Origin of the sequence: Arthrobacter sp. K5, from assembly GCF_040448525.1 — a bacterium.
Classification (GTDB): Bacteria; Actinomycetota; Actinomycetes; order Actinomycetales; family Micrococcaceae; genus Arthrobacter; species Arthrobacter globiformis.
In genome coordinates this window covers 4,076,919-4,097,286 of sequence record NZ_CP159279.1, presented here as the reverse complement: position 1 = coordinate 4,097,286, position 20,368 = coordinate 4,076,919, and the positions used below count along the sequence as shown (strand labels likewise).

Sequence of the window (20,368 nt, the reverse complement as noted above, 5' to 3'; positions counted from 1 at the left end):
GGTTCGACCTGCGTGAATGACGGCCCCCTGATTGTCCAGAGCGACAAGACCATCCTCCTCGAAGTGGACCACGAGCAGGCGACGGAGGCCCGGCACGCCATCGCGGCCTTCGCCGAGCTGGAGCGCGCGCCCGAGCACATGCACAGCTACCGGCTCACGCCGCTGGGGCTTTGGAACGCCCGGGCAGCAGGGCTCGACGCCGAGAGGGTGCTGGACACGCTGCTCACCTATTCCCGCTTCCCGGTGCCGCACTCGCTGCTGATCGACATCGAAGAAACCATGTCCCGGTACGGCCGGTTGCGGCTGGAGAAGGACCCCCAGCACGGGCTGGTCATGCGCACCAGCGACTATCCGGTGCTGGAGGAGGTCAGCAGGGCCAAGAAGATCCAGCCGCTGCTGGGTCCGCGCATCGACGCGGAGACCGTGGTGGTCCATTCCTCCCAGCGCGGCCAGCTGAAGCAGCTGCTGCTGAAGATCGGCTGGCCCGCGGAGGACCTGGCCGGCTACGTGGACGGCACGCCGCACCCCATCCTGCTCAACGAATCCGGCTGGACACTGCGGCCGTACCAGCGGCTGGCCACGGAGAACTTCTGGGCCGGCGGCAGCGGAGTCGTCGTGCTCCCCTGCGGCGCCGGAAAGACACTCGTGGGCGCCGCGGCGATGGCCACGAGTTCCACCACAACGCTGATCCTCGTCACCAACACGGTCTCGGCCCGGCAGTGGAAGGATGAGCTGCTCCGGCGCACCTCGCTGACCGAGGACGAGATCGGCGAGTATTCGGGCGCCGTCAAGGAGGTCCGTCCGGTGACGATCGCAACCTACCAGGTCCTCACCACCAAGCGCGGCGGCCTCTACCCGCACCTTGAGCTAGTGGACGGCCACGACTGGGGGCTGATCATCTACGACGAGGTCCACCTGCTGCCCGCGCCGATCTTCCGGATGACGGCGGACCTGCAGGCCCGCCGGCGGCTCGGCCTCACGGCAACCCTGGTGCGCGAGGACGGCCGGGAAGGGGAGGTCTTCAGCCTCATCGGCCCCAAACGCTATGACGCGCCGTGGAAGGACATCGAAGCGCAGGGCTACATCGCCCCCGCGGACTGCGTGGAGGTGCGCGTGGACCTTCCCAAGGACGAGCGCGTGGCCTACGCCATGGCCGAGGACGCGGACAAGTACCGGCTGTGCGCCACGTCCGAGACCAAGACCCTCGTGGCCGAGCAGCTGGTGGAGCACCACCGAGGCGAGCAGGTCCTCGTGATCGGGCAGTACATCGACCAGCTCGACGAACTCGGTGAGCGGCTGGGCGCCCCGGTCATCAAGGGCGAAACCTCGGTCAAGGCGCGGCAGAAGCTCTTTGACGCCTTCCGCGCCGGAGAGGTCCAGACCCTCGTGGTGTCCAAGGTGGCCAACTTTTCCATCGACCTCCCGGAAGCCTCCGTGGCCATCCAGGTCTCCGGCTCCTTCGGCTCGCGCCAGGAGGAGGCCCAGCGGCTCGGCCGGCTGCTGCGCCCCAAGCAGGACGGCCGGGCGGCACGCTTCTACTCCCTCGTTGCCCGCGACACCCTGGACCAGGATTTCGCGGCCAAGCGCCAGCGCTTCCTGGCCGAGCAGGGCTACGCCTACCGCATCATGGACGCCAAGGACGTCGAATCCTGCTGACCCAAGCAACGCACAACATACATCCAGAAAACTCCCAGATTCTGGGAGCATCATGGGAGATATGAAAAAGAACAGCGCCGAAGCGAAGCTCCTCGTGGTTGATGACGAACCGAACATCCGCGAGCTGCTTTCCACGTCCTTGCGCTTCGCCGGCTTTGAAGTGGTGTCCGCCGGGAACGGGCGGGAGGCGCTGGCCGCCGTCGAGGCGCACGCACCCGACCTCGCGGTGCTGGACGTCATGCTTCCGGACATGGACGGCTTCACCGTCACCCGCCGGCTGCGCGCGGCAGGCAAGCATTTCCCTGTCCTCTTCCTGACCGCCAAGGATGACACCGAGGACAAGGTCACCGGCCTCACAGTGGGCGGGGACGACTACGTCACCAAGCCCTTCAGCCTGGACGAGGTGGTGGCCCGCATCCGCGCCGTGCTCCGCAGGACACAGCCGATGCTGGAGGACGACGAGGCCGTCATCCGGGTGGACGATCTGGAGCTCGACGACGACGCCCACGAGGTGCGCCGCGGCGGCAAGGTGATCGAGCTGTCGCCCACCGAATTCAAGCTGCTCCGCTACCTGATGCTGAACCCGAACCGGGTCCTGTCCAAAGCACAGATCCTGGACCACGTCTGGGAATACGACTTCAACGGTGACGCCTCCATCGTTGAGTCCTACATTTCCTACCTGCGGCGCAAAGTGGACATCGATCCTGACGCCCCGGCCCTCATCCAGACCAAGCGCGGCGTCGGCTACGTGCTGCGGACAGCAGAAAAGCGCTGACGTTGCTCGAGCGCTGGAGGTCCGCGCTGGAGCGCTGGAAGTCCGCCACCCTCAGGTCCCAGCTGGTAGCCATTATGATGGCCCTCCTGCTCGTTGCCCTCGCCGTGACCGGGACAGGTGCGCTGACGCTGCTGCGCGGCTACCTCCAGGGCCAGGTGGACGATAAGCTGCGGGCCGCCGTCGAAGCCGCCCAGCGCCAGCGCTCCATCTCCCCCATTGCCAACCCGGTGATTCCCACGGATTACACAGTGACCCTCTATTATCCGGGAGCCGCGGCGAGCCACCTGGACGAGAAGCCCGACCGCCCTGACATTGAATCGATCTCCCTGGATGAAGCCCGTGAGCGCGATCTGAGGCCGTACCAGGTGCGGGGCACCGACGGTGAGAACTGGCGCGTGGTGGCAGTCCCCGTTGTTGTGGGAAGCGAGCAGCAGCGGGCGGTGGTGGTTATCGGGCTGCCGCTGTCCACGGTGGATGAGGTGCTGCGCCTTTCCACCCTGGTGGTGGTGGGTGTTGGACTGCTGACGCTCATCCTCGCCTTCTTCATCGCCAACTGGACCGTGACCAGGTCCTTCCGCCCGCTGGCAAGAGTGGAGAAGACCGCCGCCGCCATTGCCGCCGGCGACCTGTCGCGCCGTGTCGACGTGGAGAACCCCGCCACGGAGGTGGGCCGCCTCGGCCGGTCGCTGAACGCCATGCTCGCCCACATCGAGGCCGCCTTCGCGGCCCGGATGGCGTCCGAGGACCGGATGCGCCGGTTCGCGGCGGACGCGTCCCATGAGCTGCGCACCCCGCTGGTGACGATCAGGGGCTACTCGGAGCTGTACCGGCACGGCGCGCTGCAGTCGTCGGAGGACGTGGCCAGCGCCATGGGCCGGATCGAGAGTGAGGCCAAGCGGATGGGCTCCATGGTGGAGGACCTGCTGCTGCTGGCACGGCTCGACGAGCAGCGGCCGCTGCAGCGCAAGCCGATCGACCTGCAGCTGCTTGCCCATGACGCCGTGGTGGACACCCAGGCCAGCGAACGGAACCGCACCATCACCCTGACCGGCCTGCACAACGGCAGCGCCGAACCGGCACCGGTGCTCGGCGATGAGGCGAAGCTCCGCCAGGTCATCGGCAACCTGGTGGGCAACGCGCTGCGCTACACGCCCGGGGGAACCCCCATCGAACTCGCCGTGGGCGTCCGGCGGGCCGACGACGGTTCCGCCCAGTCCGTCCTGGAGGTCCGGGACCACGGCCCCGGGATCTCCGACACGGAGGCGCCCAAGGTCTTTGAGCGCTTCTACCGGGCCGACACGTCACGCACCCGGGAGACGGGCGGCAGCGGGCTGGGGCTGGCGATCGTGGCTGCCATTGTCGGCTCGCACGGCGGCTCCGTCCGGGTGGAAGGTACCGACGGCGGAGGCGCAACCCTTGTGGTCAGCCTTCCCCTCCGGGAGGACTCCCCCGAGGCGGACAGCCGGGAAGTGGATGCTCCGGAGGTGGACGGCATCGGGACATTCTCGGACAGCGCCGATGCAGACGGTGTCACCGGGTCCGACACTGCCGGCGGGAACCGGGCGCCCGGCGGGCACCGGTTATCCACATAGCGGATCCGGCTGTGGTGCCGGCCGCCCGCGGGTTCCTAGGCTCGATGTAGCGGACCGCAACGGCCGGTCCGCCAGCCACAGCGACTGTCCTGCCGGGGCAGTTCCCCAAGTTGTCGAGAGGCCCGCCATGAGCATCATTACCGTCGATACCGATCAACTGCAGGTGAAGTCAGCCAACGTCAAGGCAACCGTCGACCGGATCAGCGCCGACGTACAGGCGATGAAGCACGGCCTGGACGAACTGCAGGCCACGTGGCGAGGTTCGGCTGCCACCAACTTCCAGGCCCTCGTTGCCGAGTGGACGCTGACGCAGGGCAAGGTCGAGGCCTCCCTCGCCTCCATCAACCTGGCCCTGTCATCGGCCGCGGACACCTATGCGCAAGCGGAACTGGGCAACGCGCAGCGCTTCAGCTGACGACTGCCCGGCTCGGGCCCCGGCTCAGGCCTCGGGTGTGCCCTGGTGGAACCGCAGGCGCCACTGTTCACCGTCCAGGACCCACAGGGAGCTCCGCAGGGCTGAGCCGGCGCGCGAGTAGCTGCGGTAGGTCAGCAGGACCGTGTCCGTGCCGATCCGGTCGGCGCTGAGCACGTCCAGGTCGACAGGACCGGCCGGGCTTTCCTCGAGGGACATCATCATCGCGTCGCGGGTCCAGAGGCGCCCGGCGGTACCGATTTCGGTGAAGTCCGGGTGCAGGAGCTGCCCCGTCCGGCCGATGTCGCTCCGGACATCAGGGCGAAGAAGCTCACGTTCGAAGGCCTCGACAATCTGTTCGGGCGTGGCGCCGGCCGGAGGCTGCGAAAACTCCTCTACACCAAGGTCGCCGGCACTCAGTTCACTGAAGAGGTCGGGCTCGTCTCCGAAGAGGGCCGGAGTTCCGGACTCGAAGCTGACCTGGTTGGCGGTTTCGCTGCGGGCCGGGGTTCCTGCCGTGCCGCGGGCCAGTGTTTCAGCCGCGCCCCGGGCCGGTGTGTCGGGTTCAAACAGCGGAGGGATGCCGCCCTCGCCACGGCCCTCCTTGACGGGCCTCCGGCCTGCCGCCGGTTCCGCGTCGGGGAAGCCGGGTCCTGAGCGGGCGGCAACACCCTGCTGGTAGGCGATCGCCACGGCCCTGGCGCGCTCGTCTGCGGCTTCGTTCAGCTCGTGCCCGGCGTGGCCCTTGACCCATTCGAACCTGTACTTCCGCCCGGCGAGCTCCCGGTCGATGTCCTTGAGGATGTCCACGTTCAGCACGGGCTTGCCGTCGGCTTTGCGCCATCCTTTGCGCTTCCATCCGGGCATCCACTTGGTCACGGAATTGATCACGTACTGGCTGTCGCAGAGGATGTGCAGGTCCTCGTCGGGGAGATGCGCGGTGGAGCGGAAGAGGTCCAGGACAGCCATCAGCTCACCCTGGTTGTTGGTGCCGTGCGGCCAGCCGCCGGCCCGCCAGCAGTCGTCGTTCACGTACCAGGCCCAGCCTGCGGGACCCGGGTTTCCCAATGCCGAACCGTCGGCTGCTGCAGTAATCGTCACCGAACCATCCTGCCAGACTGGACAGACAAAAAATGCGCAGACAAAACCCGCACACAAAAAAGTGCGGCCCCCTCGGTGGAGGGGGCCGCACTTTTAGACGCTAGGAGCAGCGGGTGGCTAGAAGCCGCCCATGCCGCCCATCTCGTCGCCGCCGCCGACGGCCGGGGCGTTCTTCTCCGGCTTGTCGGCCACAACGGCCTCAGTGGTGAGGAACAGACCGGCAATGGAAGCCGCGTTCTGCAGGGCAGAGCGGGTCACCTTGACGGGGTCGTTCACGCCGGCAGCCAGCAGGTCGACGTATTCGCCGGTTGCTGCGTTCAGGCCGTGGCCTGCGGGCAGGCCGCGGACCTTGTCGACCACGACGCCGGGCTCGAGGCCGGCGTTGAAGGCGATCTGCTTCAGCGGGGCGTCGATGGCAACGCGGACGATGTTCGCGCCGGTTGCTTCGTCGCCGGTCAGGTTCAGGTTGGCGAATGCCTTGGCGCCGGCCTGGATCAGGGCCACGCCACCACCGGCAACGATGCCCTCTTCGACGGCAGCCTTTGCGTTGCGGACAGCGTCCTCAATGCGGTGCTTGCGCTCCTTGAGCTCAACCTCCGTGGCGGCACCGGCCTTGATGACTGCAACGCCGCCGGCCAGCTTGGCCAGGCGCTCCTGCAGCTTCTCGCGGTCGTAGTCGGAGTCGGAGTTTTCGATCTCGGCGCGGATCTGGGAAACGCGGCCGGCGATCTGGTCGGCGTCGCCTGCACCTTCGACGATGGTGGTCTCGTCCTTGGTGACAACAACCTTGCGTGCCTTGCCCAGGAGTTCGAGGCCGGCGGTCTCAAGCTTGAGGCCGACTTCCTCGGCGATGACCTGGCCGCCGGTGAGGATGGCGATGTCAGCAAGCTGTGCCTTGCGGCGGTCACCGAAGCCCGGAGCCTTGACGGCGACGGACTTGAAGGTGCCGCGGATCTTGTTGACGATCAGGGTGGCCAGGGCCTCGCCCTCGATGTCTTCGGCGATGATCAGCAGCGGCTTGTTGGACTGCATGACCTTCTCGAGGACAGCAACCAGTTCCTTGACGTTGGAGATCTTGGAGTTGACGATCAGGATGTACGGGTCTTCGAGGACCGTTTCCTGGCGCTCGGTGTCCGTGACGAAGTATGCGGAGATGTAGCCCTTGTCGAAGCGCATGCCTTCGGTGAGCTCCAGCTCGAGGCCGAAGGTGTTGGACTCCTCGACCGTGATGACGCCTTCCTTGCCCACCTTGTCCAGGGCTTCGGCGATCAGGGCGCCGATTTCGTCGTCACCGGCGGAGATGGAAGCCGTGGCTGCGATCTCTTCCTTGGTTTCGATTTCCTTGGCGGAGTTCAGCAGTTCAGCGGTTACGGCTTCAACGGCCTTCTCGATGCCGCGCTTGAGGGACAGCGGGTCAGCGCCGGCCGCGACGTTGCGCAGGCCTTCCTTGACCAGTGCCTGGGCCAGGACGGTGGCCGTGGTGGTGCCGTCACCAGCGACGTCATCCGTCTTCTTGGCAACTTCCTTGACCAGCTCGGCGCCGATCTTCTCGTAGGGATCGTCCAGCTCGATCTCCTTGGCGATGGAAACACCATCGTTGGTGATCGTGGGAGCGCCCCACTTCTTTTCGAGGACGACGTTGCGGCCACGCGGGCCGAGGGTGACCTTGACGGCGTCGGCGAGGATGTTCAGGCCCCGCTCAAGACCGCGGCGTGCCTCTTCATCAAATGCAATGATCTTGGCCATAACGGCAATAGTCCTTTCGGGACAGTCGTTAAGAAGGAACCTCGCTGCGGTGCCCGCGACGGACGATCCTTTCTGCAGGCCTCTGTATGCCCGACAGTCCGGATCTCACCCCAACCAGGTGTTTCTTTCGCTCCTTGCGCCGCCGCCGGGGAGGTGCCGGCGTGAACCGGACGACCCTTTAGCAGTCGGCACGCTGGAGTGCTAATCAATAATTAGCACTCCCCCGGGGAGAGTGCAAGCAGATGCGCCTGTTAATCCCGCGAACGTGCGGAGTATTCGCTGCCAGCGATCAGCCGGCAGACCTGCCGGCGGCCTCGCTGCCCGTGAGCTTCGCCTTGTTGTCGGCTCCGTAGGTGAACACCATGAACTTGGCAGCGGTGACGTCTCCGTTAGCATCGAAGCGGACAGGTCCTGACTCGCCGTCGTAGTCGATGGCCTTTCCGTCCCGGATGGCGGCAAGGCAGTCCTTGTACGTCGAGCAGACGGCCCGCGGGCCGGACGGCGAGGCGGACGCCCGGCTGCCGGAAGTGCCGCCGGAGACGGGAATGAGGGTACCGGCGATGGAGGCACCGGCGTCGTCCTCTGCCTCAGCGGCGGCCAGGGCCGCGAGGTTCACGGCGTCATAGGTCTCGGCGGCGAACGTCATGTCCTTGAGTCCCGCATCGATGGCCACGAGTTCAGCCTGGAAGTGCGCCGAGGGGAAGACCCCGGGCACCAGGGCACGCGTTCCCTCCATCGACTTCGATCCGAGGGCGGACCCGTACTGCCTGAAGCCGCCGTCGCCGAGGATGAGTTTGTTGCCCGGCAGCCCGGCGTTGGTGAGCTCGGCGATGGCGCCCTGCGCACCGTCCCGGGCAATGACGACGACGGCGTCCGGCGCCGCGTCGCGGGCAGCGGCCGCGGACTTCTGTGCCTCGCCCGCTTTGAAGCCGGAGACGGTGACGGGGTCCAGCCCGCCGGCCTTGGCCGAAGCGGACACTGCCGCAGACACGGCCTGGCCGTAGCTGCCGTCCTCGTAGACCACCGCGAGGCTGTTGGCTCCAGCGTCCTTGGCGAGTTTCACCAGCACGGGAGCCTGCGCGATGTCAGCCGCCGCCGTGCGGAAGTAGTAGCCGCCGCTCTTGTAGCTGCTGAGTTCGGGTGCCGTGTTGGCGGGAGAGATGAGCGTGATCCCGGCTTTGGACAGCACGTCAATGGCGGCCGGCGCTCGGCTGGAATCGGTGGGACCGATCACGACGTCGGCCTTGGCATCGGCGAGTTTCCGGGCCTGCGCGGCGGTGTCGGCACCGGTGGATTCGGGCAGCAGTTCCACGGGCCGTCCCTTGTGTCCGCCCGCCGCGTTGATCTGCTGGACGGCGAGCTTGGCCGCAGCGAGTTGGGCGGCGTTCAGGAAGGCCTGGGGTCCGGTGTTGTCGAGGATCAGTCCGATCCGCAGGGTCCCGTCGCCGCTGGCTTCCACCGGAGCCGTCCGGGCGTTGTCCCCGGATCCGGAGCAGGCAGCCAGCGTCATCACGACGGCGGCGCCCCAGACAGCGGATCCCAGGAGACCTGTGCGTCGTGCCACTAGACGGGCCGGACCTTTTCTGCCTGCGGACCCTTTTCGCCTTCGCCCACTTCAAGCTCCACCCGCTGGCCCTCATCCAGGGCCCGGTACCCGTCGGTCTGGATGGCCGACCAGTGCACAAAGACGTCGTCGCCCGATTCGTCAACGGTGATGAAGCCGTAGCCCTTGTCCGCGTTGAACCACTTCACGGTTCCCAATGCCATGATCCCCACACTTTCAGGTTGCTTCCGTAAGGCCCACGTCGGTGTGTGCCGTGAATTACGCCTTGAAGCCTGTCATAACTGTATCCAGTCAGGCCCTTGCAGGCGCAGGCCGACGGCCGGCAGCGGAGGCAATAGTTATTCAGGCGTAACCGGACCAGCTACTCGTAGCCGGGGCCCAGGACCACCGCAACGGGCGTCGGGAAGTCCGCGCTCTCGACCAGCGTGGGGATGTTCAGCAATGCACTGAGCGCCTCGGCGTTGGCCCTGTGGGCAGCGTCCGAGTAGAAGATCACCGACTGTTGCTGGGGAGCACCCTGCCAGTTGGCCACCTCACCGAGCACCCAGCCGTCGGACTTGACCGTGGCACCAACACGTCCGGCCAGTCCGGAAGTCAGCGTGCCATTAAAAATGGCGACCGGCTGCGACTTGTCCACCGCCGCAGGGGCAATGGTTTCCGAGGTGGCGGGCTCCAGCGCGGAGGGCGACGCCGGGTCGGAGGCGGACGCCGAGGCCGAGGCGGTGGCGCTGGGTGCCGCACTTCCCGAAGGCCTCGCCGTGGGGCTGGCCGACGCCGTGGAAGTGGAAACGGAAGTTCCGGCCGCCGCGGCGGGCTGTGGCGAGGTGGCGGTCTGGAAGCCCAGCTGCGGCAGCAGGAGGAAAGCAACCAGGCCGACGGCGAGCGCCCCGATTCCCACGGAAAGGATCGGCCACAACTTCGGGCGCGACGGCGCGGAGACAACGCGGTGTACGCCCTGCCGGGAGGAGTCCTCAGGCACCCTGTCGAATTCGTCCCGAGCAAAATTAGTCATGGTAAACAGGCGTCCTTGTTGGTTTTCGCCGGCAGTCCGGCACTAGCAGTTACGCGTCAGATCCAAGGCGGCGGGCAGTGCGGGCCCGCTGACGTGACGTACGTAGTCTACGCAATCTCTTTACCAGCATGGGGTCGTGGGCCAGCGCGTGCTCTGTATCAATGAGGGCATTGAGGATCTGGTAGTAGTGCGTCGCGGACAGGTCAAAGAGCTCGCGGATGGCCTGCTCCTTGGCGCCGGCGTACTTCCACCATTGCCGTTCCAGGGCAAGAATCTGCTGCTCCCGCTCACTCAGCGGCGAGTCCCGTGGCGTGAAGCCGTCCAGCAGCGAGCCGCTCCGCAACCCGTGCTCCTGCACTGAATCGTGCCCTGAATTCTGCACTGAATCCTGCTCGGTGAGATGGTCCTGCAACGGCTCGGCCACTGCGCTCTCCTTAGCTGAATCCGGTCAAAGTACCTCCCCTATGTTACGGAGGAATAACAGCCTTGTCATTTGCGGCGCGGCGGCACGGGCCGCCCTTCCGTCGACGGTTGCGGCGGGCTCGGGCCAGCCGTGCGGGAGAATGGACACTGTGACGGAACCTGAACCGCTCTTCGACCTCGAGCCCACCATGGCGGCTGGCCCGGACTTCGCGGAGCTGGCCGGCCTGCCCCTTGGCGAGCTGATGGCACCCGACTGGGCGGACGCGCTGGCGGGAGTGGAGGCCGAGTTGCGGTCCGTCCTGTCCTTCCTCGCCGGCGAGGAGGCGGCCGGGCAGCGTGTGCTGCCGTCGGCGTCGAACGTCCTCAGAGCTTTCCGGCAGCCCCTGAACGGGGTTCGGGTCCTGATCGTCGGCCAGGATCCCTATCCCACCCCCGGGCACGCTGTGGGGCTGGCCTTTTCCGTGGACGCCGGCACCCGCCCCATCCCGCGCAGCCTGGTTAACATCTACAAGGAACTCGAAACGGATCTGGGCCTGCCGCCGCGGATCCACGGCGATCTCGGCGCCTGGGCAGACCAGGGCGTCCTGCTGCTCAACCGGGTGCTGAGCGTGCGTGAGGGCGCTGCCGGGTCCCACCGCGGCAAGGGCTGGGAACCGATCACGACGGCGGCTGTTGCCGCCGTCGTCGGCCGCCGGACAGCGGGGGGAACCACAGCGCCTCTCGTCGCCGTGCTCTGGGGCAAGGATGCCGAGAGCGTCCGCCCCCTGCTGGGCAGTACGCCCGTGGTGGCCAGCGCCCACCCCAGCCCGCTCTCCGCCTCGCGGGGGTTCTTCGGCTCCCGGCCGTTCAGCCACGCGAACGACCTGCTGAAAGAGCAGGGTACCGGGCCTGTGGACTGGGAACTCCCGGCGGTCCCGCCAACGTACTTAGGCTAGGCTTACCTGCATGACTTCCCTTCCGGCCACCACCACCGCCACGAAAAATTCCCGCCCGCAGGTCACCCTGAGCGTCCTTCGCCGGGAGCAGCTTTCCGCGCACATGGTGCGGATCGTCGCCGGCGGTCCGGGGTTTGCTGACTACGTCAACAACGACTTCGTGGACCGGTACGTCAAGATCGTCTTTCCGCAGCCCGGGGTGGACTACCCCCAGCCCCTGGACCTTTGGGCCATCCGGGAGACCATGCCCCGCGAGCAGTGGCCGCACACCCGGACCTACACGGTCCGCTGGGTGGATACGGCCACCGGCGAACTGGCCGTTGATTTCGTCGTTCACGGCGACGAGGGCCTGGCCGGTCCCTGGGCTGCCGCGGCCCAACCGGGCGACACCCTCATCTTCACGGGGCCTGGAGGCGGCTACAACCCCGATCCGGCCGCGGACTGGTACCTGCTGGCCGGGGACGAGGCCGCCCTGCCGGCGGTGGCCGCCGTCATCGAATCCCTTCCCGCACACGCCCGCGGCGTCGCCTTTATCGAGGTGGGTTCGGACGCGGACGTCCAGGAGATTGCTGCCCCTGCCGGACTTGAGCTGGTCTGGCTGCAGCGCGGAGACGTTCCCGCCGGTGAGAGCAGCCAGCTGGTGGAGGCAGTGCGCACCGCCGCCTGGCCCGAGGGGCGCGTGAACGTGTTCGCGCACGGAGAGCGCGGCTACATGAAGGGCCTGCGGGAGGTGCTGTTCCGTGAGCGCGGCCTGGACCGCAGCCAGGTTTCGCTGTCCGGCTACTGGGCCAAGGGCCGGGTCGAGGACGTGTTCCAGGCTGAGAAGAAGCTGCCGATAGGCCAGATCTAAAGCCGGAAGATCTAACGCCGCAGGATCCAGCAGGCCCTAGCGGCGGCGGGCGCGCCGTCGCTCGTTGCTGGCGAGGCTGCGCGTGAGCGGCCGGGCCAGCGTGTCACCGAGCACAATGCCGCCGGCCACGCCGAACACGATCGCACCGGCGCTGAGCATCCCGCCCGCCCCCAGCAGGATCTCGGACTCCTCGATGGTCAGAACATACATCGACCGGAATATAGTGAGGCCGGGCAGGAGAATCAGACCGGCCGGCACGGCGACCACAAGCTGCGGAGCCCCCATCTTCAAGGCCACCACGCGGGCCAGCAGGCCGATCACGACGGCGGCAAGCGCCGGCGAGAACCGCGCGCCAACGCCCAGCAGGTCACTGCCGATGAGGACCAGGTGCCCCACTACGCCGACAGCCGCCGTCGGAAGCAGCAGTTTCCAGTCCGTTTGCTCGGTGATGCCGATCGCCACAACAGCGACGGCAACCATGATCACCTGTATCCACAGCGGATACGCGGGCGGAAAGGTCTCCGTGACGTCGATCGGCGCCATGCCGATCCGGTCCCCCACGACGAACGCGACTGCGATCCCGGCGACCACCGCCCCGAATGTCAGCAGCGTGGAAAGGAAACGTCCGGCCGCCGTGACGGGAAAGCCGTTGATGGCGTCCTGCACCGAGGAGACCAGGCGCCCGGTGGGAAGCAGCAGCAGGATGCCGCCCACCACCACAATGGCGGGGGCCAGCCGGAAGCCCACGGGACTGCCGAACTTCCACATGAGCAGCGCGATGACCGTAACCACAAAAGAGCACGCCGCCGTGACGAAGAAGTCAGGCGTCCGCCAGCGGCCCAGCTTCCTGGCCAGCAGGCTGATCAGGATATTGGACGCGAAGGCCACCGCGGAGGCGCCGGGGCCGCCGCCGATCACGCCAACGAACACCGCCGAGAAGACGGCGAACGCGACCGTCACCATCCAGCGCGGAAACGGCTTGGGACTGCGGATGATCTCGTCGAGCCGCCGGATGGCCTCGTCCCGGCCAACGCCTCCGGCCACGATGTCGGTGACCAGTTGGTGGACCTTGGCAAGCCCGGCGTAGTTGTTCGTCCAGGAACGGACCACCCGCAGGAGCGCGATGGGAGTCTGGTCCTTCGGGGCGTAGTTGATGCCCACGGACTGGTTGGTGATGTCCACCTCGATGTTCTTCAGCCCCAGAGCTGCGGTGACCGCAATGATGCTCGTCTCCACCTCGAGGGAGCCTGCACCGTAGCGGAACATGGATTCAGCGAGATGCAGCGCAAAGTCCATGGTCTTGCGTGCCGACGTGTCGACGCCGCCCACCTGGATCATCGGGTTGGCATAGGGGCTCCCGGCGAGCCGGTCCACGATGCTCAGCGGCGCCGTCGGCGGACTTTCACTCTGCACCAGCCGGCGGAGCATGCGCTTGGCCGCCGCGTTCTGGTGCATCTGCGAGGGGGTGAGTGGCTCCGTTTTGGGCAGCCCGTCCGTGGGCGGCCGGTTGGCGCCGCGGGGTTGTTTGGCCATCAGGGCTCCCTCCGTTCAGGCCTCAGCCGTTCAGGCTCGCAGGTTGTGCAGCTGTATGGATCCAGTCTTTCAGGCTTCTGTCGTAAAAGGTCCCGGCTCCCCGGCGCAGTGCCGGGAATCACGGTCCTCAGTAAAACTGCTGCCCGGTGCGGCGCGTGTACAGCTGCCGGGCGACGCGTTCGCCTGCAACAATCCACGCCTTGTACTTCAACGGGCTGATGACCTGGTCATAGCAGCCGACAAAATCAGTGACCGTCTTGCTGAAGCTGGTCTTGAACAGCCCCAGCCCGTGGAAGGGATTCGACGTGTCCTTGAGTTTGTCGCTGGGCGGCGTTCCGCAGAAATCGTATTCGGTGCAGCCCAGCTCCTTGAGCTGGTTGATCGCTGTCCACTGCACCAGGTGCGAATCACCGTACTGGCCGCGTTTCTGGAGCGACCCGCCGTCCTTATACGTGCCCTTGCGGCCGTAGTTGATGACAAACGCGCCCACCGAGGGAACCCCGTTTTCGTACACAAACATGAGCCTGCCCTGGCCGCGCTTGATGAAGTTCGTCCAGAACTGGCGGTAGTACTCGTATTCGCGGACCCGGACCTGCGACTTCGCCTGGACGGTGTCGGTCATCAGGGCGTACATGGACTTGAAGTTTTCCTCGCTGGGATCCACGTTGTGCACCTCGACGCCCTCACGGATGGCGCGGCGGACGGCGTTCCGTCCCCGTGAGTGGAGGTTGCGGAGCAGCTGGTTCTCCTCGGGGGAAATATCCAGCAGTGCCGTGGAGTCGTTGGGCTGCAGATTGTGCGTCTTGACCAGCCCGGCCCCCTCGATCACCCTTCGGGCGGCGTCACTAAGGATGATGTCCGGCTCGATCTTGATGGCGAAGACGCCCAGCCGTGCGCGCTTGACGAACTCCGCGTTGGCCGCGGCGATCCCCGGGATGTCCTCGACGCCGGCAACGTCCGGCCCCTTGATGAGGTACCAGAGCTTGCCCAGCACCGGGAAGCTCTTTTCCAGCACGAGGTTGTAGCTCGTGTAATCGGCCGTTTCGTAGACAAGGTGCAGGGTCTTCCAGCCGAAGTGCTGCTTGACCTCGGCGAAGGCCTCCGACTGCAGCAGGTTTCCGCCGTTCGGATTCGCGGTGACGTGGGAGTCCCAGTTGGCAACCTCTTCGGAGGTGGCAAAGCGGGCAGTGAATTCTCGCAAGTGTGCCGTGTCCAATCTTCGCTTACGTTTCGTGCAGTTGCCGGAGAAGCAGCCTCAAGTCTATCCGCCAGGCCTCCCGGACCGCTTGCCGCGGGCACGTGATCCTGGTCCGAGCCTCCTTGACTCTGGCTGCGCCCTTGGCAACTGTAGAGAAATGGAAAGCAGGGAGCGCGTACCGGCCGCGGGAGCCGGAGGAGGCACCAGCAGCAGAGGTGGCGGCGCGGAGCCTAAGCCGCGGCGCACCGCCGTCGAACTGGCCGCACTCCTGGGGTTCCTGGCCGCGTCCGCCCTGGTGGCCTGGCTGGGTTCGCAGGCGACCATCAGCAACGTCACCGGCTGGTACGCCACCGCCGACAAGGCGCCGTGGTCTCCGCCCAACTGGCTGTTCGGGCCGGTCTGGACGGTGCTGTACACGGCCATGGCGGTGGCGGCGTGGCTCGTTTGGCGGAGCCGCAGCCCGAACCGCCGGACTGCGCTCACCGTCTACGGCGTGCAGTTGGGCCTGAACCTGGCCTGGACGCCCGTGTTCTTCGGGCTGTACCCGGTGTGGGGTTCGGCCGCGCTCTGGCTGGCACTGGGCATCATCATTGCGCTGGCGCTGGCCGTCGCCGCCACCGTGCTCCTGTTCGGGCCGATCCGCCGCACGGCCGGGCTGCTGATGCTGCCGTACCTGTCGTGGATCGTCTTCGCGGCGAGCCTGAACCTCTGGGCGGCCGCCAACAACTAGGTCAGCACTCGACGACGTTGACCGCCAGGCCGCCCATTGCGGTTTCCTTGTATTTGGAGCTCATGTCCTTGCCGGTCTCCCGCATGGTCACGATGACCTCATCCAGCGAGACCCGGTGCGAGCCATCGCCCCACAACGCCATCTTCGCGGCGTTGATCGCCTTGGCTGCGGCGATGGCGTTGCGTTCGATGCAGGGCACCTGGACCAGCCCGCCGATCGGGTCGCAGGTCAGGCCAAGGTTGTGTTCCATCGCGATCTCCGCGGCGTTTTCCACCTGCGCGGGTGTGCCGCCCATGACCTCGGCCAGGCCGGCGGCCGCCATCGACGACGCCGATCCCACCTCGCCCTGGCAGCCCACCTCCGCCCCGGAAATGGACGCCTGCTCCTTGTACAGCACCCCGACGGCGCCGGCGGCGAGCAGGAACTTCACCACCACGTCGTCGCGGTCCTCCCGGGTCGCCTGATCCATGCCCGGCGCGAAGTGCAGCGCGTAGTAGAGCACGGCCGGGATGATGCCCGCGGCGCCGTTCGTGGGGGCAGTCACCACCCGCCCGCCCGAGGCGTTCTCTTCGTTGACCGCCAGGGCGATCAGGTTCACCCACTCCTGCCAGTACTTCGGGTCCCGGTAGTCGGGATCGTGGTCCCGGCTTTCCTTCAGGAGCCGTTCGTGCCAGTCCGGGGCACGACGGCGGACCTTCAGCCCGCCGGGCAGCAGCCCCTCACGCTTGAGGCTGGTCGCCACGCAGCCCTCCATCACCGAGTAGATGTGCAGCAGGCCGTCCCGGATGTCCTCCTCGGACCGGGAGGCGCGCTCGTTGACCAGCATGACCTCGCCGATGGACAGGCCCTGGGCGCCGCAGTGCTCCAGCAGTTCGGCGGCGGTCCGGAACGGCAGCGGCAGTTCCTTCTTGGACTCCTCGAGCTCCTGCTGGGCCGCGTCCTCCTCGCCCTCGCGGACAATGAACCCGCCGCCCACGGAGAAGAACGTCGCCTCGTGGAGCACGTTCCCGGCGGCGTCCGAGACCGTGAAGGTCATGCCGTTGGTGTGCCGCGGCAGCACGGTCAGCGGCCGCAGGACCATGTCCTTAACCCCGTAGGGCAGGGCGACGGACCCGGCCAGCCGCAGGGTCCCGGTCTCCGCGATCGACGCCAGCCGCTCCTCGACCTCATCGGGCAGGATCAGCTCCGGATGGAAGCCCTCCAGCCCCAGCAGGATCGCCGTCATGGTTCCGTGGCCGTGCCCCGTCGCCGCGAGCGAGCCGTACAGGTCCACCCGCAACGACGCCACCTCCGCCAGCTTGCCGGACGCCTTCAGCTCCTCGGCAAACACCGCCGCAGCCCGCATGGGACCCACCGTGTGGGAACTGGATGGGCCTATTCCGATAGAGAAGAGGTCGAAGACGCCAACGGCCATGGTCGGTTCCTAACTGATGCTGTGATCCAGCAGATGGTCCTGCCGGTAGGCTGCAGAGCCGCGGTTGACGGCCCTGCAGCCGGGAGACTCGACGCGGTCGGCGGCTTGTGGCAGCCGCCCGCCGTCGTGCTCTTTTAATCCACGCTACGCGGTTTTTGCCGCGGCGAGGTCTTGTACCGACGGGTAAAGCGGGTGGGCTTCGGCGAGTGCCTCGACACGGTGACGCAGGCCCGAGAGGTCCGCGTCGGCGTCGGCAATCAGGGCCTCCGCGATGATGTCCGCGACCTCGGCGAAAGTGGCTTCGCCGAAACCTCGGGTGGCCAGGGCGGGGGTGCCGATGCGCAGTCCTGAGGTGACCATCGGGGGGCGGGGATCGAACGGCACGGCGTTGCGGTTGACGGTGATGTCGATTTCCGCGAGGCGGTCCTCGGCCTGCTGGCCGTCGAGTTCGCAGTTGCGCAGGTCCACGAGCACCAGGTGCACGTCGGTTCCGCCGGAGATCACGCTGATCCCCTTGGCGGTGACGTCCGGCTGGACCAGGCGGTCGGCCAGGATCCGGGCACCTGCGAGGACGCGTTCCTGGCGTTCCTTGAACTCGGGGGATGCGGCGATCTTGAAGGCCACGGCCTTGCCCGCGATCACGTGCTCCAGCGGACCGCCCTGCTGGCCGGGAAATACTGCCGAATTGATTTTCTTGGCGACGTCGGCGTCGTTGGTCAGGATGATGCCGCCGCGCGGACCGGCGAGGGTCTTGTGCGTCGTGGACGTCGTGACGTGCGCGTGCGGGACCGGTGACGGGTGCAGCCCGGCGGCAACGAGACCGGCGAAGTGCGCCATGTCCACCATGAGGTAGGCACCGACGGAGTCGGCGATCCGGCGGAACTCGGCGAAGTCCAGCTGCCGGGCGTAGGCGGACCAGCCGGCGACGATCAGCTGCGGCTTGTGCTCCTGGGCCAGGCGCTCCACCTCGGCCATGTCGATCCGGTGGTCCTCTTCGCGGACCTGGTACGGGATCACGTTGTACAGGCGGCCGGAAAAGTTGATCCGCATGCCGTGGGTCAGGTGCCCGCCGTGGGCCAGGTTCAGGCCCATGATGGTGTCGCCCGGCTTGATCAGGGCGTGCATCACCGACGCGTTGGCCTGGGCGCCGGAGTGCGGCTGCACGTTCGCGTACTCGGCGCCGAACAGGGCCTTGACCCGGTCGATCGCGAGCTGTTCGATCACGTCCACGTGTTCGCAGCCGCCGTAGTAGCGTTTGCCCGGGTAGCCCTCGGCGTACTTGTTGGTCAGCACCGACCCCTGTGCCTGCATCACGGCCGCGGCGGTGTGGTTCTCCGACGCGATCATCTCCAGGCCCGAACGCTGGCGGCCGAGCTCGTCGTCGATCTTCGCCGCGATCTCCGGGTCCAGCTCCGCGAGGTCCGCATTCAGGCTCGGGGATACGACCTGCTCGAAAGCTACTGTCTCGGTGCCTGCGGCACCTGCCGCGCTCACAGCTCGCCGCCGTTCTTGGCAGCGTATTCCTCGGCTGACAGCAGCGGGCCCTCGGAATCAGCTGCCACCTTGAACAGCCAGCCGGCGCCGTACGGATCATTGTTGATCAGGGCGGGGTCCTCGATGACCACCGGGTTGATCTCCGTAACCTCACCCGTCACCGGGGAGTAAAGGTCCGAGACCGACTTGGTGGACTCCACCTCACCGCAGGTCTCCCCGGCGGTCACAGCCGAACCGACCTCGGGCAGGTCCACGTAGACAATGTCGCCGAGGGCGTCGGTGGCCACGGCGGAAATACCAATGGACACAACGTTCCCGTCCTCGCGGGAGACCCACTCGTGTTCGTCGGAGTACTGCAGTTCAGCGGCAACTTTTGCCATTGTGTTCCTTAATCTCGTTACTACTGTGGACGGTTTAGGAGGCGGATGACCGAATTCCTCCGCGTCGATTCCTGGGCCTCAAGGGTTCTACAAGCTCGACCCCCAATGATCGAGCCTGCAAGGGCAAGGCCCCGGCCTGGTTTCGACAGGCTCAACCAGCGCTTAGCGGGCGTCTACGCGACCGAGCACGCGGAGGATGTCAGCCCGACGGGCCGACGTTGGCCGGCCAGCGTCGAAACCAGCGGTTGGGCTACTTGGAGCGCTTGTAGAAAGGCAGTGCGACGACTTCGAACGGCTCCGCCTTGCCGCGCAGGTCGATGTCCAGTGCCGTGCCGGGTTCGGCGTAGGCGACGTCGACGTAGGCCATGGCAACCGGGTAGCCGAGGGTCGGGCTGGGCTGGCCGGACGTCACTTCGCCAACGACGTTGCCGTCCTTGAGCACCGGGTAGTGCCCGCGGCCGGCGCGCCGGCCCCGGCCCTTGAGGCCCACGAGCTTGCGGCCCGAGGTGGAACCGGCGCCGGCTTCCTTCTTGGCTGCCAGCGCGGCCTTGCCCACGAAATCGCCTTCCTTGGACAGCGCGACGACGGGGCCCAGGCCGGCGGCGAACGGGTCGCCCTCGAGGGAGAGTTCGTTGCCGTACAGCGGCATGCCGGCCTCAAGGCGGAGCGAGTCGCGGGACGCTAGCCCGGACGGCGTCAGCTCCCCCTCGTCCGCAACGGCGACGATCGACTGCCAGAGGGCGGCGGCGGCGTCGTTCTCCACGAAAATCTCGAAGCCGTCCTCGCCGGTGTACCCCGTGCGGGCCAGGAGCAGGTTCCGGCTGGCGCCGCCCACAAGGAAGGACACTTCGACGGCGGCGTAGTACTTGAGTCCGGTCACCAGCTCGTGCTGGGCTGCCGGGACGAGGCGCAGGAGGATCTCCTCGGCCTTGGGACCCTGCACGGCGATCAGTGATGTGGCGTCGGAAACGTCGTCGACGGCAACCTCGAACCCGCCCTCCCGGGCAGAACCAGCCCGCTGGGCCAGTGCCTCGGCCACGACTTTGGCGTTGCCTGCGTTGGGCACAACCAGGAACCGGTGGTGGCCCTCGTCGTCTGCCGGCCTGCGGTACACGATGAGGTCGTCGATGATGCCGCCGGCCTCGTTGCAGATCAGGGAGTACTTGGCCTTGCCGACGGCCATCGCGGAGATCTTGCCGGCCAGGGCGTAGTCCAGGAACGCGGCGGCGTCCGGGCCGGTGACCCAGACTTCGCCCATGTGGGAGAGGTCGAAGATGCCGGCCGAGTTGCGGACGGCGTGGTGCTCGGCCAGTTCGGAGCCGTACTTCAGCGGCATCTGCCAGCCGCCGAAGTCGGTGAACGAGGCGCCCAGCTTCTTGTGCTCCTCGTAAAGGGCAGTGTAGTTCTCAGTCATTGAGGAATCCTTTGTGTGCGGATTGAGCCTGGGCGGCCCGGGGTTTCGCTCCCCAACCGTTCCCTAACCTCGCAAGCTCGGTTAGGGAACCCGGCGGTCGTGGGCCCAAGCTCCACCACCGGGGCGCCGACAGGCTCAA

At 67.0% G+C, this 20,368-nt stretch carries 19 protein-coding genes; 7 read left to right on the top strand and 12 right to left on the bottom strand.

Annotated features, from left to right (window positions below; all coding sequences use genetic code 11):
* The first annotated feature begins 12 nt into the window (after positions 1-12).
* The 4 genes from ABRP34_RS18685 (at position 13) to ABRP34_RS18670 (ending at position 4,438) form a co-directional block, all read left to right on the top strand.
* Positions 13-1,656, top strand: coding sequence for a DNA repair helicase XPB (locus ABRP34_RS18685; protein ID WP_353711300.1), 1,644 nt, complete (start codon positions 13-15; stop codon positions 1,654-1,656).
* 61 nt (positions 1,657-1,717) lie between these two features.
* The gene (locus ABRP34_RS18680) at positions 1,718-2,431 is read left to right on the top strand and encodes a response regulator transcription factor (protein WP_043419482.1); all 714 of its coding nucleotides are present in this window, start codon (positions 1,718-1,720) and stop codon (positions 2,429-2,431) included.
* A 74-nt stretch (positions 2,432-2,505) separates the two neighbouring features.
* Positions 2,506-4,023 carry a HAMP domain-containing sensor histidine kinase gene (locus tag ABRP34_RS18675; protein ID WP_353713404.1) on the top strand — a complete coding sequence of 506 codons (1,518 nt, stop codon included), beginning with the start codon at positions 2,506-2,508 and terminating at the stop codon, positions 4,021-4,023.
* A 127-nt stretch (positions 4,024-4,150) separates the two neighbouring features.
* Positions 4,151-4,438, top strand: coding sequence for a WXG100 family type VII secretion target (locus ABRP34_RS18670; protein ID WP_003804689.1), 288 nt, complete (start codon positions 4,151-4,153; stop codon positions 4,436-4,438).
* Between the two features lie 24 nt (positions 4,439-4,462).
* Here the strand turns inward: ABRP34_RS18670 and ABRP34_RS18665 are convergent, their stop codons facing one another.
* The 6 genes from ABRP34_RS18665 to ABRP34_RS18640 all read right to left on the bottom strand — a co-directional run bounded on the left by ABRP34_RS18665 (position 4,463) and on the right by ABRP34_RS18640 (position 10,216).
* Positions 4,463-5,536, bottom strand: a complete 1,074-nt coding sequence (locus ABRP34_RS18665) for a ribonuclease HI family protein (protein ID WP_353711299.1) — start codon at positions 5,534-5,536, stop codon at positions 4,463-4,465.
* A gap of 117 nt (positions 5,537-5,653) precedes the next feature.
* Entirely contained in the window at positions 5,654-7,282 is a 1,629-nt protein-coding gene (gene groL, locus ABRP34_RS18660) for a chaperonin GroEL (protein ID WP_003804695.1), read from the bottom strand.
* Positions 7,283-7,571: 289 nt separating this feature from the next.
* Positions 7,572-8,846, bottom strand: coding sequence for an ABC transporter substrate-binding protein (locus tag ABRP34_RS18655; RefSeq protein WP_353711298.1), 1,275 nt, complete (start codon positions 8,844-8,846; stop codon positions 7,572-7,574).
* Positions 8,846-9,049: a cold-shock protein gene (locus ABRP34_RS18650; protein WP_139023375.1), complete on the bottom strand. Its 204-nt coding sequence runs from the start codon at positions 9,047-9,049 to the stop codon at positions 8,846-8,848. Before ABRP34_RS18650 ends, ABRP34_RS18655 begins: the two co-directional genes overlap by 1 nt.
* A 158-nt stretch (positions 9,050-9,207) precedes the next feature.
* The gene (locus ABRP34_RS18645; RefSeq protein ID WP_353711297.1) at positions 9,208-9,858 is read right to left on the bottom strand and encodes a LytR C-terminal domain-containing protein; all 651 of its coding nucleotides are present in this window, start codon (positions 9,856-9,858) and stop codon (positions 9,208-9,210) included.
* A gap of 49 nt (positions 9,859-9,907) precedes the next feature.
* Positions 9,908-10,216, bottom strand: a complete 309-nt coding sequence (locus ABRP34_RS18640; RefSeq protein ID WP_043419556.1) for a DUF3263 domain-containing protein — start codon at positions 10,214-10,216, stop codon at positions 9,908-9,910.
* 205 nt (positions 10,217-10,421) lie between these two features.
* Here ABRP34_RS18640 and ABRP34_RS18635 point away from each other — a divergent pair, with 205 nt between their 5' ends.
* Together ABRP34_RS18635 and ABRP34_RS18630 are read left to right on the top strand one after the other, a co-directional pair.
* Positions 10,422-11,216: a uracil-DNA glycosylase gene (locus ABRP34_RS18635; RefSeq protein WP_353711296.1), complete on the top strand. Its 795-nt coding sequence runs from the start codon at positions 10,422-10,424 to the stop codon at positions 11,214-11,216.
* Positions 11,217-11,226: 10 nt separating this feature from the next.
* Complete coding sequence (locus tag ABRP34_RS18630) at positions 11,227-12,066, top strand: siderophore-interacting protein (RefSeq protein WP_353711295.1); 840 nt, start codon at positions 11,227-11,229, stop codon at positions 12,064-12,066.
* Positions 12,067-12,102: 36 nt separating this feature from the next.
* Here the strand turns inward: ABRP34_RS18630 and ABRP34_RS18625 are convergent, their stop codons facing one another.
* Complete coding sequence (locus ABRP34_RS18625) at positions 12,103-13,599, bottom strand: threonine/serine exporter family protein (protein ID WP_353711294.1); 1,497 nt, start codon at positions 13,597-13,599, stop codon at positions 12,103-12,105.
* A gap of 127 nt (positions 13,600-13,726) precedes the next feature.
* Positions 13,727-14,800: a peptidoglycan bridge formation glycyltransferase FemA/FemB family protein gene (locus ABRP34_RS18620; protein ID WP_353711293.1), complete on the bottom strand. Its 1,074-nt coding sequence runs from the start codon at positions 14,798-14,800 to the stop codon at positions 13,727-13,729.
* Positions 14,801-14,954: 154 nt separating this feature from the next.
* Here ABRP34_RS18620 and ABRP34_RS18615 point away from each other — a divergent pair, with 154 nt between their 5' ends.
* The gene (locus ABRP34_RS18615; RefSeq protein ID WP_353711292.1) at positions 14,955-15,527 is read left to right on the top strand and encodes a TspO/MBR family protein; all 573 of its coding nucleotides are present in this window, start codon (positions 14,955-14,957) and stop codon (positions 15,525-15,527) included.
* 1 nt (position 15,528) lies between these two features.
* Here the strand turns inward: ABRP34_RS18615 and ABRP34_RS18610 are convergent, their stop codons facing one another.
* The 4 genes from ABRP34_RS18610 to gcvT form a co-directional block, all read right to left on the bottom strand.
* Positions 15,529-16,941: an L-serine ammonia-lyase gene (locus ABRP34_RS18610; RefSeq protein ID WP_353711291.1), complete on the bottom strand. Its 1,413-nt coding sequence runs from the start codon at positions 16,939-16,941 to the stop codon at positions 15,529-15,531.
* Positions 16,942-17,085: 144 nt separating this feature from the next.
* A complete protein-coding gene (glyA, locus tag ABRP34_RS18605) occupies positions 17,086-18,435 on the bottom strand; it encodes a serine hydroxymethyltransferase (protein ID WP_353711290.1) in 1,350 nt (449 codons plus the stop codon).
* The gene (gene gcvH, locus ABRP34_RS18600; RefSeq protein ID WP_003797444.1) at positions 18,432-18,815 is read right to left on the bottom strand and encodes a glycine cleavage system protein GcvH; all 384 of its coding nucleotides are present in this window, start codon (positions 18,813-18,815) and stop codon (positions 18,432-18,434) included. Before gcvH ends, glyA begins: the two co-directional genes overlap by 4 nt.
* A 250-nt stretch (positions 18,816-19,065) precedes the next feature.
* Entirely contained in the window at positions 19,066-20,229 is a 1,164-nt protein-coding gene (gene gcvT, locus ABRP34_RS18595) for a glycine cleavage system aminomethyltransferase GcvT (protein ID WP_353711289.1), read from the bottom strand.
* Positions 20,230-20,368: the final 139 nt, after the last annotated feature.